Source organism: Oceanidesulfovibrio marinus (assembly GCF_013085545.1).
In the GTDB taxonomy this organism is placed as follows: domain Bacteria; phylum Desulfobacterota; class Desulfovibrionia; order Desulfovibrionales; family Desulfovibrionaceae; genus Oceanidesulfovibrio; species Oceanidesulfovibrio marinus.
In genome coordinates this window covers 725976-741240 of the sequence record NZ_CP039543.1, presented here as the reverse complement: position 1 = coordinate 741240, position 15265 = coordinate 725976, and the positions used below count along the sequence as shown (strand labels likewise).

The window sequence follows — 15265 nt, the reverse complement described above, 5'->3', positions numbered from 1 at the left end:
GACATCCAGCGCGCCCAACATGCCAGCGTGGGCACCAATCAACTACTTGGCGAACCTTGTCGGAGGAGGGATCAGCGAGGCTGGGAAACGAATTCGAACCTGCTTTCTACTTCGACTCCGTCTTTTCGCTTTCGTGCTGCGGCCGGCAGCCCTGGGCAAATCCACACAGCGACTGACACACATTTGTCACTTTGCCCAATAACTACACAGCTTACGTACCTCTTAACCAACACTTACGATTGCATCAAGAGAAAAGTTTATATTGTATTTCCATAACCAGCCACGCAATTACAACTAATTCGAATACCGGTGGATCAGCGACGTACATCCTATATTTTAGATCGAAATAGTCTGAAATTCTAAATTTTTGTATAGTCCATTATTACAGTATATTATTATCGGATAATGGTTTTCATTCACCGATGTAATCTGTACGCTGTTGCCAAATTTTTTTCGAAGTCCCGCCGCTCCACCGTGATTTATATATTACACGATTTTCTGCCGTAGCCATTTAATTTGCAAATACCGCAGGCAGCACCATGTGCTGCACCCATCACGTAGTGCGCATGTGCTGCACCGTTGCGCAGCAAAGATGTACAAGCAAAGAGAGGAGCGCCGCCGCTCAGTCCGCGGTCAGCGAGGAGGACGCGTCTTGGACGCCGCTGCCGATCGCCCGGCAGCCGGTGCAGGCTTGGGGAATGCGCCGTGCCTCGAGCTCATCCAAAAGCTCGCTGTCCGAGCGGTAGTGCGCGCTGCTCTTGATGTAGCAGCACGGGTAGTCCCTGCCCTCCACATCGTAGAAACGCATGAATGGTCGAGCTAGGTGGCGGCATGGTCCTGACCGTTCGGGCGCGGCGGCTTTGGGCTGCCACTTGGGGTAGCGGGCTCTGTAGTCGCTCTTACCCTGCAGCGGCTGCACCACGTGCCGGACAAGCCCGCGACGCTGCAGGTACTGCTTGAGCGCGGCGAGATCCTGTCCGAAGTGCACGGTGTGGATGATGATCCGCTCCGGCCCCATGGCGTCGCAGAGCGCTTCCAGGCGGCTGAGGACATTGGGGAGATCGCGCCGGCCGATGCGCTCGGCAAAGTCCGGGTCCACTGTATCCAGGGAGAATCCGATTATCGGGAACAGCCCGGCCATACGCGCGGGATCGACCAGGCTGCCGTTGGTGATGGTGTATGGCGTCAGGCCAGCCTCTTTCACCAGCCCGGCCATTGTCCAGAATTGTGGATGCGCAAGGGGCTCCCCTTCCCCCTGGAGCGAGACGGTGCGCGCGCCGGGCTGGAGGCCATGGAGAATTGACTGGAACAGCGCCATGTCCATGTGCCTGGGCGTCCAGGTCCGGCCGATGCAGTAGAAGCAGCGGAAGTTGCAGACCGTGCTGACCTCGATCTGGATGAAACGCAGGGGCGAAGGCGTGCTCATCACGCACCCGGTGCGGCCTGTTGACCGCCGCCTTCCGGCGCGGGCCGCCGCGCGCCGAACTGGACCACCTCATCCACCTCCAACCCTCGCGGCACCTGGTGGGTGATGAAGAGCATGGTCACATGCCCCTTGAGGCGGTTGATGGTCTTGGCGAACTGCTCGGCCGTCTGGCCGTCGAGGTTGGACACGGCCTCGTCGAAGATCAGGATTCTGGGCCGCTTCAGCAGGGCGCGGGCAATGGCGATGCGCTGCTTCTGCCCGCCCGAGAGGCCGGTGCCCCGCTCGCCTATCTCGGTCTGGTAGCCCTGGGGAAGGCCCTCGATGACGTCGTGTATCTCCGCCGCCTTGCAGGCCGCGATGACCTCCTCGAACCCGGCGTGGGGATGGGCCATTATCAGATTGTCGTAGAGCGTGCCGGAGAAGAGCACGGTCTCTTGCGGAACCACGCCGAAGGTCTGGCGCAGCTCGTTCACAGAGAGGTGGCGGATGTCCTTGCCATCCAGGGCGATGTGCCCTTCCACCGGCAGATAGAAGCCCAGCATGAGCTTGGCCAGGGTGGACTTGCCGCAGCCCGACGGGCCCATGATGACCGTGAGGCTGCCGGTCTTGAAGTTGATGTTGAGGTTGCGGAACAGCCAGGGGTGGTTCTCGGAGTAGCGGAAGGAAAGATCGTGGATGGAGAGCTTGCTTTGCGGGGAACGCTCTCGGCTGGGCGTCAGGGCGTGGGGCTCCTGCGGCATGTTGAGGATGTCCCCCAACCGTAGCACGGCGATGTTGGCCTGCTGGAACTGCTGCCAGAGCCCCACGAGACGCAGCAGCGGCTGGCTCATCCTGCTGGCGAACATCTGGAAGGCGACCAGCATGCCCACGGTGAAGCCTTCGTTTTTCATGACCAGGAGCGCGCCGACGATGAGGATGGAGAGGGTCATCGTCTGCTCCAGGCCGTTGGCGATCACGTTGTACGTGTTGCCCACCTGCTTGGTCGAAAAGCCGGAGGCCAGATATTGCGCCAGGATGTCGCTGTATTTCTTCTCCACGTCCGGCTCCATCTGCAGGGACTTCACCGTGGACATGCCGGAGATGTACTCCGTGAGATAAGCTTGGTTCTTGGCGCCGAGCAGGAACTGCTTGTTGATCTTCTCCCGGAATATGGGGGCGACAATCAGGCTGATGACGGCGATCAACCCGAGCAGCCCGATGGCGATGAACGCGAGCTGCTGACTATAGATGAACATGACCGCCAGATAGATGAAGAGGAACGGCAGGTCGAGAATGAGCGTGACGGCGGCGCCGGAGACGAACTCCCGGATTGTTTCCACCCCGCGAATCCTGGCCGTGAGCACGCCGGTGGGGCGGCTCTCGAAGTACGGCAGCGGCAGCCGCATTAGATGCCGGAACACCTTGCCGCCGAGGATGGCGTCGACGCGGTTGCCCGTGTGCAGCACCAGGTACTGCCGCATCCAGGTCATGACCGCGGTGAAGATCATGAACATGATCATCGCAATGCCGATGACCACCAGGGTGCTGTTCGTATGGTGGGCAATGACCTTGTCGATAATGACCTGCGTGAACAACGGGGTTGCCAGGCCGACGAGCTGGATAGCCAAGCTGGCGAGCAAAACATCCCGCCAGATGGACTTGTACTTCAGAATTTCCGGAATGAACCAGCGGAACCCAAACTTTTGCTCCTTGATCTCGGGCTCGGCGTCAATGTCGTCCTGGCTCGCGTCCTTGGTCTCGCGGGCAACGAAAATGAGCTGGGGCTGGAATCGATCCGCGGCTTCTTCGATTGGAATAGTCTCCGGCGTCTGCGAGCCGGCTCGGAACCCGAGGATTTGCTGCCCATCGTTCTTGAGGATGAGCATGGGCACAGCGCTCTCCGGGCGCTCTTCTGTCGCATCATCGCCTTGCTCATCCGCCGCATCATTACTTTGCGCCTCATCTGTTTGGCTCTGCTCTATGTCTGTGCGCAGAAAGGCAATGATCGGGAGCGGCACGGAGCGCCAATCGAGCCCGGCCAGCTGGCACGGGCCAATCTTCAGGCCGAGATCACCGGCAGCCTCGTGCAGCGTGTCCAGGGTAAACGGCGGCGGGTACGACTGCGCCGAAAGGGACGCATCAAAAGGGATGCGGTGGAGCTGGCAAAGGCTGCCAAGAAGCCAAAAAAAATCCTCGGCGCGAATCGTGGCTACCTCGCGCTCGTGTACCTGAGACTCCATGGTCTCCGCCCTCGATTTTCAGCAAATTTAATGGGTCACGCGTACCAGGACATCATTTCACCAGGACGCGTGTACAATCGTAGATTGTTCTGCAAATTGCGTTGCAGACAGCAGTACTCCCAGCTGGCCTGCCCGGAAATTGGTCAAGCACAGCCACCCAAGTACTGATGTGAATTGACTATGTCAATATCGAGTATAGCCGAATCATTATGGGAGACGAAACGGAAGGCTAAGCCATCTTACACTTTATAATTGCCACGACAGAAATACCATAAAGCCCGAGGCAGAACAGAAGGCGGGTCATTTTCGTGAGGCAGGGCCGCAGCCACGACGTTGATGCGTCCAGCCACGGCGTCACGCATGGGAACCCGTGCCAAAACAAGCACTGGCAATATTAGACGTTAAATTCACTTTGACATGGAACTATCAGGATCCCTATTATAAATTTCCTTGAGCAACACCTCAAATTCAGTTTGACCCTGATAAACGTTCATAAAAATAAGGTTCAACAATTTATCAACTACAATTACGTGACTGCTAAAATGCTCAAACTGCTTTTGGAACTGCTTCAAAAAATGATCAGCATGCAAAGACTTGCTAAGCATTTCTTTAGCAACAGATGCAATGCTTGTCCTCACTTTGTTGACATCAATCGTAAAATATTATCTCGTCTTGAGATGACAGCTGCACACTAATACGAGGAGGCATTCCCTAGCCATCATTTGGCAACAGTCAGTTGTATATATGATGCTTTCCTGATGCAAATGCTTCAAGCTCTTCAATATCGTACATTACTCGACATCCAAGTTTATGGTACGCTGGACCACGCCCCTGGCATCGCCATACAGCTAATGTTCCCGGTAGCGACCCCAGACATGCAGCAGCATCACTTGTATTCAGTTTTGATAATAATTCAGTGTGTCTCCATTGGATCACTTCGTCCTATAAATAAATACCGTATACCTTTCTTCCATTCTTACTCAGAAAAATTCATCTCGATCAACATACAACACGATAGTATGACTAGTTAAACCAGTCATCCCGAGTGCATTAAAACCACAAGAACAGAATACATTTAGTACAACATCAACAATATGTTATTGATTTAGACATATGGATTGACCGGAGCTGTAATTCAGATAAAAACCACAAGCAATTTTTCTATCGAGTTGAAATAATAGAGGCATGAAACAAACTATTTTAATTATTTATTACAGCACTTTACAAACAAATACAAAACTCGGAAAGTCATTTTTTACGGAATTAATTCGTTTTTATTTTCAAATGCGCATCCGGGAGCGCCTTGTCAGGCGCGCTCTAGGTATCTCCCACCTCATGCCTCAAACACCTTAATAAATCGGAAGATATACTGTCTGTTGCGTTCTCCTTAGGAGGCACGCCCGTGTATCTGGGATTTGCAGATTCGAGGAAAAGAACCGAACGACTTTTACTTCTTGCCGATCAACTCGGCTGCCCGTTCGCTTGCCTGCTTCATGGTCTCTTGGAGAAACTGGGCGCAGTGCTTTGTCATCGCCGAGCTCTTGTGGGTGAGGAATTGGCCGATCATATCGAGGGAGAACTCGCCAGAGTTGGCCAGAGTGACTGCGTAGTGATGCCGTAGCCCGTGGAAGATACGGAACTTATTCGGAAGGCCCGCTTTCTTCTTGATCCGCGCCATCACAGTGCAGTTCTAGCGCAGCTTTCCCGTAGATTCATGAAAGATGATCGAAATGTGGGGCATGTTTTCATCCCGCCAGGCCATCTGTTCCTCCCGACTTTCGGCACGGCCCAGGTAAGGGAGTACTGCCCCCTTCCGTCGGCGCGGGGCATCATCTTCCTTTCCTTACAGGGCGGTTTTCGTTGCGAGGTTCAAACAAACAAATTCCACGAATGCCCATTGACACACAGCTGACATCAAACTAAAATGTTAGTTAAATATTATTTGAATGCAGACCTATGCCCATTGGCCTTGCAAAGAAACGATCTTCGGGACGCGCATGGAAGAGACGAGACGCCAAGCAGAAAGAAACTCGGGATCGGCGGGCAGCCTTGACGCTCCGGAGGATAAGATGCCTGCATTCCCTGGCGGCCTAATCCCAACGCCATCACAGAGTTGTCTGTGGGTTGCCCTCCTCCTGTATCGCACACGAAAAACAGCCGCGCATACGACCGCGTTCCGGAAGCGACGCGACACAGTCCCGCGCTCTCATTGGTTCAAAGCCTCTCAGTCTGGCTCCGAATATCGTATCCCCGAAGTACGCATAGGGCATGTACAGCAAACAATCCCACGCAGGCGCAGACTTACGAACGCCGCGACCGACGCACGAAAGTCATTTTTGTTCACGATGCGCACGGACGCCGATCGGGAGGTATACCCCGGCCGCACCGTGCACCGGATCAGGGCATCGATACACAACACAAACAAAAGGAGACTCACGTGAGAGCATTACTGCAGGCAACTGTGTTCATGCTGTTTGTCGCCGGCCTGACAATTGTCGGGCCTGGCCTGGGGTTTGCGGAGTATCCGGAAAGACCGATCAAAATCATCGTGCCCTATTCGCCGGGCGGCACGTCCGACACCCTTACCAGGATTACCAGCCAGTTCCTGGAAAAGGAACTTGGGCAGCCTGTAGTCATCATCAATATAAACGGAGCAGGCGGCGCCCTGGGCTGGTCCCAAGCCAAGGATGAGAAGCCGGACGGCTACACCCTGACCTGCTACAGCCCGGCAATGGCACTCCTGGAAGCCATTAAATCGGCCAACTTTACTCAGAATGATTTCCAGCCCATCGCCATGGTTGGCAACGTCTACCTTACCGTAGCAGCCAAGGGCGACGGTAAATACAAAACACTCAAAGATTATCAGGCCGATGCCAAGGCGCGCCCCGGAAAGGTGACGCTGGGCATGGGTCGAGGCACCCTCAGCCAGTTTGTGGCGGCCATGGTGGCGGATGGCATGGACGCGGATCTGAACTTGATCAACGCCGGCGGCGGCGCTGAAAAAAAGACGGCCGTACTCGGCGGTCATGTGGACGCCATCGTCGAACCGACACCCGGTGTGCTGCCTATGGCGAAGGCTGGGCAACTGCAGGTACTGGCGGTGCTCTCCCCCGAACGCCAACCATTTGCACCCGACATCCCCACAGCCAGGGAGCAAGGTGTTGACGTAGTCGCTCCGTTCACCCAAGGCCTTCTGGCCCCCAAAGGAACCCCTGAAGACCGTGCGAACGTGATTTCCCAAGCCCTTAAAAGGGTGACGGAAAATCCCGAGTTCCAGAAGCGGGCTGCGGAGGTGAGCCTTATAGTCGAGTACGGCGACTCGGACCGCTTTGCGGAAGCGCTGACCGACGTTCGTGCGAAGATCCTGCAAACAGGAAAACGACTGGGCTATTGAGGCAGAAGCTCCGGAGCGAGATCGCGTGGCCCATGGCTAGTAATACGGCAAGCGCCTTGGGAACCAAGCGGTCTGTGGAGCATGTGACGGATATCGCCGGATCGGCCGTCCGTCTCGGTCGATCCGGCTTGTGGAGGGATATTCTGTGAGAAACACGGATCGTTACATGGGTATCGCGGTGCTCGTCCTCTGCGGAGTCCTCTTCGCCGACACGTTCACCTTCAGGAAAACCGAGTGGGAACTGTTAAGCATGGCCTTCTGGCCACGCCTGCTGTTGCTGATTCTGGCCGGTTTGGCGATTTATCTGATCGCCAAGGGCAATCTTGAACCAGGCAAGCAAGCGGAGCCGCTGGCCAAGAAGGCCTTCTTGGCGGCCGCAGGAGGCTTTGCCTATGTTCTTCTTCTCAAACCGGTCGGTTTTCTGATCCTGACGCCGATATTCATTTGGGTCTTCTCCTATTGGATCAGTCGAAGGGATTGGCCGTGGCGCCTGCTGGAATCGGGAATCACTGCGGTGGTGGGCACCCTGGCCATTTATGGGCTGTTCGTTCTGGGCCTGAAACTGATCCTGCCTTCAGGTCTCTTGGGGGGCTAATGCCATGAATGGTTTGAGCTTCGATTGGGGCGCCATTTCCCAGGCGCTCGTTACGATAGTTGAACCTTGGACCCTTTTGCTGATTTTCTGCGGGGTCTTGGGTGGGCTAGTCCTTGGCATGATCCCCGGGTTGACCGCGGCCATGGGAGTGGCCCTGATGATCCCCTTCACCTTCACGATGCCTCCCCAAATCGGCATGAGTCTGCTCGTGGCGGTCTTCGTGGGGGGCATTTCCGGCGGATGCCTGACAGCAATCCTGATTCGAATGCCGGGTACGCCGTCCTCCGTGGCCACCGTCATCGACGGGTTTCCCATGGCGCAAAAGGGACAGGCCGGCCGGGCCATCGGCAACGCAGTGGTGGCTTCGTTCTTCGGAACCACGATCAGCGCTATCATCCTGGTATTCTCCGCTCCCCTTCTCGCAACGTTCGCCCTGAAGTTTTACTTCGCAGAGTACGTGGCCGTCGGCATCTTCGGGTTGACCGCTGTTGCAGCCTTGACCGGGAATACCGTGTCCAGGGGCTTGCTTTCCGCTGTATTGGGCATGCTTGTCGCGACCATCGGCATATCAGAAGCAGATGGCCTCCCCCGATTTGATTTCGGCTTCACTCAAATGACGGGTGGAATCCGCCTTCTCCCCGCCCTGATCGGACTGTTCGCCATCTCCCAAATCATGCACGAGGTGAGCCGCACAAAAAAGTTGCAAATCACCACAACAGCCCCCATTGACCGGATTTTTCCTTCTCTTGCCGACATCCGTCACAACTTGATCAACTACGTCCGCTCAAGCATTATCGGAACCGTGGTGGGAGTGATTCCGGCCATGGGAGGCGGACCAGCCGGCTTGATCTCATACGCCCAGGCAAAAAGTTCGTCCAAGACACCGGATCAATTCGGCAAGGGCTCTGTGGAAGGCGTCATTGCGGCCGAGAGCGCCAACAACGCCACAATCGGCGGCGCCCTGATTATCATGCTCACGCTTGGTATTCCCGGTGACCCGGTGACCGCCATTCTTTTGGGCGGACTGATGATCCACGGTCTGCAACCCGGCCCCCAACTTTTCATGAATAATCCGGAAGTTATTTATTCCACGTACTTTTCGGTTTTCTTCGGCAGCCTGTGCATGATGGTCATCATGCTCTGCGCTTCCAGAATGCTGGCAAAGGTCGCTTCGGTCCCGACGCAGATACTCATGCCCGTACTGTTCGTGCTCGCGGCGGTGGGAACCTACTCCCTCAACAACCGCGTGTTCGACGTCGGCGTAATGTGCGCCTTCGGAGTTGTCGGATACATTTTCGACCGCTGGCGATACCCCCTGCCGCCGTTCGTCCTGGGGCTTGTGCTCGGGCCCATCGTGGAGATCAACTTCAGGAAGATGTACAGCTCGTACGGGAACGCCTGGGATCTTGTTACTCGACCTATATCCCTGAGCCTGTTGATCCTGTCCGTGCTTTCCATACTGTTTTCAATCTGGCGACATCGCAAGCATCACCGGGAGATGTCCGCATCGACCTGGGAAGAGGAGACCGCGGCATGAGTAAGCTGATTGTTCCGAGTGTCGGCATTCCCTCCTGGGTTCGCGAGACGGACATACCGCCATTGCATATGGTGAGAATGCCAGAGAAAGATGAAGGGCAACCGGTTGATTCGGCCGCGGAAGCGACAGTAACGGCTCTGGGGCGTTCCTGCCGGCTCGCCTCCCTTCCTGAGGGCGCCTCCGTCGCCGTGACCGTGGGCAGCCGGGGCATAGCGGGATTGACGGAAACCGTTGCCGCCGCAGTGAACTGGCTGAAGCAACGAGGGTTCAAGCCGTTCATAGTGCCAGCCATGGGCAGCCACGGTGGAGCCACCGCGGAAGGCCAGGCCGGGGTTCTGGAAGCCTTGGGTGTAAGTCAAGCCACTGTTGGCGCACCGATACGCGCCACAATGGAAACGGTTGATTACGGTGTGACGAGCCAGGGCATCCGCTCCCATTTCGACGCCGCCGCCGCCAAGGCCGATGCCATTCTGCTCATCAACCGCGTCAAATCCCACACCAGCTTTGAACGCCCCGTGGAAAGCGGCCTGATCAAGATGTTGGCCGTGGGCCTTGGCAAAGCTGAAGGGGCGCGCAACGTTCACCGACTGGGAGTCCGCGGCTTGGCTGAAGTGCTGCCGGAATTGGCCGCAATCGCCTTGAAAAATGCACCAGTGGCCTATGGGCTGGCCCTGGTGGAAAACCGGAACAAACAGCTTGCCAGCATCGACGGCATCGAGCCGGAGGACTTTTTCATGGTGGAGGAGCGCTTGCTCAAACAAGCCAAAAACCACCTCGCCCTGCTGCCGTTCAACCAGTTGGATGTGCTGGTAGTAACCTGGATGGGGAAAAATATTTCGGGCATCGGGATGGATTACGCGGTGACCGGGAGAACGGACATCCGGGGGCTGGCCAACCCGGCAACCCCTTTCGTGACCAAGCTGGCCGTTCTGCGGTTAACCCCCGAATCGCATGGGAACGCCATGGGGCTGGGCTTAGCCGACTTCACGACCAAAGCGCTGGTCGAGTCCTTGGACTTGACGACATTATACACCAACGCCATGACGTCCACCTTTGTCGAAAAAGGCAAACTTCCTCTGGCGTTACCCACGGAGCGGGAAGCCATACAAGCGGCTCTGGCAACCTGCTGGAGGCGCGAAGGCGAGCCGGTGCGCATGGCAGTAATCCGGTCCACTCTGGCCCTCGACCGCTTTCTTGTTTCCGAGCCTCTGGCTCAGGAGTTGATTGAGCGCGGCTTCATCACGGAGATGGAGCCTGCCGCTCCACTTCCCCTTACTGAGAAGGGTGACCTTGCCGACGTTTTCTGATCTTTCCGTAAGGTTTGTTACAACGGTAAGTTACCCGCGAAAAACGATACCGCGACAAGGTGAGACGCAATGAGCAAGGAGTTATTACGAGAAGTTGCTTTCCGACGGTTTAAAGAAAAATTGTTCGCCCACACTCTGGAACCCGGACAATTTCTTTCCCAGCGGGAACTGTCGGAGATGTTGGATGTGCCGCTGGCTCCCATGCGGGAAGCGGTGCAGAGACTGGCTTCCGCCGGCTTGGTGAGAATCATTGCTCAACGAGGCGTCCAAATACTGGAACCATCACCTCAAATGCTCAATGAGGCCTTTGAGCTTCGAATCATCCTGGAGTGCGCCGCGATCAAAACCATCCCTCTGTCGAGCATATCGGAACAGTTGCGCGAGAACGAGGAGCTGGTCCTCCGGTTGCAGTCCATCCTGGTCGAACCCCTGGGATTCGAGCGGATCAAGGAGGTCCTGTCTGTGGACTGGATGCTCCACAAGCAACTCATCCAAGCCATGGGGAATGAAACCATCGAGTCCGTGTACAACATAAACGCGGATAAAATTCGCCTGGCCCGGCTCCGGCAACACTTTCGCGCCGAACAACTTTATCAGGCCTTGGACGAACATATGAAAGTCATCAAAGCGTTGCTTGACCAAGACAAAGATACCGCGGCCGCTTACATGGAACTTCACTTGAAAAACGCCCTGACAAGGGGCTTGGGCATCTCGAACTTGTATCGCGGAAACAACTTGCATGAGTTTCCCGCTAAATCACATCCCTCAACGTAATACGGATATACCATCGGAGGTAGGAAGTTGATGAACAACTTACCCATTATTGGAATCACCATGGGCGAGGCTTCGGGCATCGGCCCGGAAGTTCTGGTGAAAATGCTTAATGACATCTCGGGAAAAAACGTTTGCAGACCCTTGGCCATCGGGGATGCGCGAGTTCTGGAGCTGGCCTGCCGCAAGTTCGATGTTCCTTTGAAGTTCCGCGCCATCGGCCACCCGAAAGAAGCTGACTGGGGCTCCGAGGAGATCAACCTCATAGACCTCCAGGACGTCCCCCTCGAAAAGCTCGAAGCGGGAAAACACAACGCGGTCACCGGCCGGGCCATGCTCAACTACACGGACAAACTGATCGAGTTCTACAAGGAAGAGAGCATTCACGGCGGAGTGGGAGGCCCCCACAGCAAGAAAGCCGCGGACTTGGCCGGCTACAACTTCCTGGGCTATCCCTACTACATCGCCGATATGATCGGCGAGCCAGATCCCTTTATGATGCTGGTGGCCAACAAGACGCGGGTGGTGAACACGACGCTGCATGTTTCCTTGCGAAAGGCCCTGGACATGATCACGAAGGACCTGGTTTTCAAGGCAATCAAAGCCGGAGCAGAGGCCATGGCGTTGTTCGGCGTCGATAAGCCGCACATCGCCGTTTCGGGGTTGAATCCTCATTCCGGCGAGGAAGGCATGTTCGGAACCGAAGAAGAGGAACACATAATCCCGGCCATCGAAGCCGCGCGGGAATTGGGTTTGAACATCGATGGACCAGTTCCAGCCGACTCCCTTTTCTACCAGTGCACCACGAATCCTCGCTATGACGCCTACGTGGCCATGTATCACGACCAGGGACACATCCCTGTAAAAGTGGATTCGTTCATGGATGCCTCGGCCGTCGCCATAGGCATCCCCTATATCTTCGCCACTGTTGACCACGGCTGCGCGCCGGATATCGCCTGGCAGGGAAAAGCCAACCATGGTGTGCTGCGCACCACGGTCGAACTCATCTCGCAAATGGCCAAAAACAAATACAACCTATGATCATTTTGGACTATTTCGATTTTCAAAAAAGCTTGAATGTCTAACAAAATCGATTGTTCCGCCGAGCGCGAGCGGCTTGGCGACTGACGAAGACAACAAAGCAGGCGTAGTAGAGTCAATGTGCAGTTTGGCGATGCCAGGAGGCAAGCCGCTCGAATGGAAACAAGGTCTTGTGAGGCGCTCTTAAAAGCTTTTATGTCTTTCCTGGAAATGGTTGGTTATTTCAGTGAGTTATCTTGATTTGCGCTTAAAGAATGCGCTGGTTTTCGCCGGGGAGCGTTGCGAGCTGACGTCGCACACCTCGTGCTAGATAAGGATGAACATCATGGAGATATTGTTGGATTACGGAGACGGCAAGATGGCTGTCGATCTGCCGGAAGACAGCGTGGTGGTGCGTTATGGCCAGACCTACACCGATCCACCTGCCGTTGATCCTCGCGAAGCCGTCCGTAAGGCATTGGAAAACCCCCTGGGTTCGCCGCCCCTGTCGGAGCTGGCAGGACCGGACAAGAAAGTGGTCATCGCCTTTCCGGACAGGGTCAAAGGCGGATCATCACCCAACAGCCACCGTCGGACTTCCATTCCCATTATTCTGGAAGAACTCCTCGCTGCGGGAACAAAGATGGAGAACATCCATCTGCTTTGCGCCCCGGGGTTGCACCGCCACAACACCCTTGAGGAGTTTTACAGCTATCTCGGCAAGGACATTGTCAATCTATTCTATCCGGACCGCATCAGCAATCACGACGCCGAAGCCGATGATCTTCTGGACCTGGGCGAGGATGAAATGGGCAATGCGGTACAACTCAATCGCCAGGTTGCGGAAGCGGACCTGGCGATCATGATTGGCCACTGCGCCGGCAATCCGTATGGCGGATACAGCGGCGGCCACAAGATGGTGGCTACCGGGTTGTCCGGATGGCGATCCATTGCCAGCCATCATTGCCCGAAGACCATGCACCGGGAAGACTGGCTCGGCGCCTCGCCGAAATCACACATGCGAAAACAATTTACCAGCATCGGCCAGGCCATGGAAAAGGGCATGGGCAAGCAATTTTTCGTCGTGGATGCTGTTCTGGGGCAACATGCCCAGGTGCTGCAGGTCGCGGCCGGCACACTGGCCGAAGTGGAGAAGGCTACCTGGCCCCTGGCCGCCCAGCGAACGAACGTGCACCTGGACATGGACGAGCGGGCGGACATTCTGGTGGTGGGCCTGCCCAGGAACTTCCACTACGGCCCGGGCATGGGAAGCAACCCCATACTCATGAGCCTGGCGATTGGAGGGCAGTTGACACGGTGCTGGAACGCGCTGCGGCCTGATCCGATCATCATCGCGGCAGCAGTATGCGACGGGTGGTTCAACCCCCATTGGTTTCCAAGCTACGAGGAAACCTACCACGCGTTGCAACGCCATTGTACCGCGGCCGAGTTCCTGACTTCGTCGGACATGATGGATATCGTAAACAACAAGGAATACCGATATAGCTATTCCAATTATAATACCTATCACCCCTTTCATGCCATGTCCATGATCAGCGGCGGCTCCGTCCCGCAACTCAGATGCCCTGCAGTGTTTCTCGTGGGCCCCCAAAAGCCGGAGTACGCACGGGGAATGGGGATGATCCCGGTAAGCACCTTTGACCAGGCCATGGAACGCGCCAGACGCTTAGTCGGAGCAAAGCCCAGGATTCTGTGCACGCCCGAGTGCTTTTCCGGCGGTACCGCAGTTCATTTGCACATGAAACAATAATGCCGCCGCGCCGGGACCTTACTTGTACCCGGCGCGGCCTTGGGTGGTGTGCGATGTCCAAGGTAGCCCTTGTCCAGCCCATAGGGGAACCCGGTGTGCGCATGCTCAGGGAAGCCGGCCACGATGTTGTCGCTTTCGACAATCCGTTGTCGGCTTCCCAACTGAAAGACACGTTGAAGAGCACGCCGGACGTCGAAGGAATGATCGTAAAGAATGCGGCGATCAATCGCGAGGTCATCGAAAGCGCGCCGCGACTCAAGGTAATCGCACGCCACGGCGTCGGGCTGGATCGTATAGATCTCACTGCTGCCGCCGAGAACGGCGTAGTCGTAACGCATACGCCAGAAGCGAACTGCATATCCGTGGCGGAACATGCCTTGGCCCTGATCCTGGCCCTGTCCCGCAATCTTATCACGTGGGACCGCGCGGTTCGCGACAGTGATTTCGAAGTTCGGAAGCGCCTGCCAGGAAGAGAATTAAGCGGAAAGACACTGGGCATTTTGGGAATGGGCAAGAGTGGCAGGAGTCTGGCCCAAATGGCGCTGCATGGCCTGCGAATGCGGGTCGTCGCGTATACCCCGCACCCCGACCCGGCGAAATGTCCCGGTGTGAAGCTGATTCCTGATTGGCGTGAAGTGCTCGGAATCGCGGATTACGTTTCCCTCCACATGCCCTTGACGCCTGAAACCGAAGGCCTGATCGGCCGCACGGAATTGGAGCTGATGCAACCCGGCGCTTTCTTGATCAATTGCTCCAGGGGACAGATCGTCAAAGAAAAAGAGCTCATCGAAATACTGATGGCCGGACGAATTGGCGGAGCCGGGCTGGATGTCTTTGAAGAAGAGCCCCCGCAGGAAGGCAATCCGCTCCTCCAGATGGAAAACGTGATTCTCACCCCCCACGGAGCCGCGCATACGCATGAGGCCCTGGAGCGAATGGCCGAACAAGCCGCCCGGAGTGTGATCGATGTTTTGAATGGCCTCCCTCCCACATGGCCCGCTCCCCTGCCTCCCCCTGCCCCCTGAGGTGCTGAGTCTCAGGGGCGCATGAGGCACGAAATGGGATACATTCGGTAGACCTTTCATGGCCTGTCTACAGCCTCGGAATTTCCTTCATGCCTCGTATCCATCTAGCAGAGCCGCGAACGGGGCTGCTTCTTTCTGCTTAATCAGCAGCGCGTGTGGGCCCTGCGCCGAGAGAATTTCAGCCTCTCTGAACTTGCCAC

The 15265-nt window shown here is 56.2% G+C and carries 11 protein-coding genes; 8 read left to right on the top strand and 3 right to left on the bottom strand.

What is annotated here, in order from left to right; translation table 11 throughout:
* Positions 1–622: 622 nt before the first annotated feature.
* From E8L03_RS03295 to E8L03_RS03285, 3 genes are all read right to left on the bottom strand, one after another.
* Positions 623–1426, bottom strand: a complete 804-nt coding sequence (locus E8L03_RS03295) for a radical SAM protein (protein WP_171266565.1) — start codon at positions 1424–1426, stop codon at positions 623–625.
* A complete protein-coding gene (locus tag E8L03_RS03290; protein ID WP_171266564.1) occupies positions 1426–3645 on the bottom strand; it encodes a peptidase domain-containing ABC transporter in 2220 nt (739 codons plus the stop codon). The genes E8L03_RS03295 and E8L03_RS03290 overlap by 1 nt, the downstream gene beginning before the upstream one ends.
* Before the next feature lie 1447 nt (positions 3646–5092).
* Complete coding sequence (locus E8L03_RS03285) at positions 5093–5323, bottom strand: site-specific integrase (RefSeq protein WP_244963645.1); 231 nt, start codon at positions 5321–5323, stop codon at positions 5093–5095.
* 759 nt (positions 5324–6082) lie between these two features.
* On the opposite strand from E8L03_RS03285, the gene E8L03_RS03280 reads away from it, so the two are divergent.
* The 8 genes from E8L03_RS03280 (at position 6083) to E8L03_RS03245 (ending at position 15065) form a co-directional block, all read left to right on the top strand.
* Positions 6083–7039, top strand: a complete 957-nt coding sequence (locus E8L03_RS03280) for a tripartite tricarboxylate transporter substrate binding protein (RefSeq protein WP_144307282.1) — start codon at positions 6083–6085, stop codon at positions 7037–7039.
* 166 nt (positions 7040–7205) lie between these two features.
* Entirely contained in the window at positions 7206–7634 is a 429-nt protein-coding gene (locus tag E8L03_RS03275; RefSeq protein WP_144307281.1) for a tripartite tricarboxylate transporter TctB family protein, read from the top strand.
* 4 nt (positions 7635–7638) lie between these two features.
* Entirely contained in the window at positions 7639–9171 is a 1533-nt protein-coding gene (locus E8L03_RS03270; RefSeq protein ID WP_171266563.1) for a tripartite tricarboxylate transporter permease, read from the top strand.
* Positions 9168–10478 (top strand): nickel pincer cofactor-dependent isomerase, group 22, encoded by a 1311-nt coding sequence (locus E8L03_RS03265; protein WP_171266562.1) that lies wholly within the window; start codon positions 9168–9170, stop codon positions 10476–10478. Before E8L03_RS03270 ends, E8L03_RS03265 begins: the two co-directional genes overlap by 4 nt.
* Positions 10479–10547: 69 nt before the next feature.
* Complete coding sequence (locus E8L03_RS03260) at positions 10548–11252, top strand: GntR family transcriptional regulator (protein WP_144307278.1); 705 nt, start codon at positions 10548–10550, stop codon at positions 11250–11252.
* 30 nt (positions 11253–11282) lie between these two features.
* The gene (locus tag E8L03_RS03255; protein ID WP_171266561.1) at positions 11283–12290 is read left to right on the top strand and encodes a PdxA family dehydrogenase; all 1008 of its coding nucleotides are present in this window, start codon (positions 11283–11285) and stop codon (positions 12288–12290) included.
* Positions 12291–12615: 325 nt separating this feature from the next.
* Positions 12616–14040, top strand: coding sequence for a lactate racemase domain-containing protein (locus E8L03_RS03250; protein WP_171266560.1), 1425 nt, complete (start codon positions 12616–12618; stop codon positions 14038–14040).
* Positions 14041–14093: 53 nt separating this feature from the next.
* Positions 14094–15065 (top strand): hydroxyacid dehydrogenase, encoded by a 972-nt coding sequence (locus tag E8L03_RS03245; protein ID WP_171266559.1) that lies wholly within the window; start codon positions 14094–14096, stop codon positions 15063–15065.
* The last annotated feature ends 200 nt before the right edge of the window (positions 15066–15265 follow it).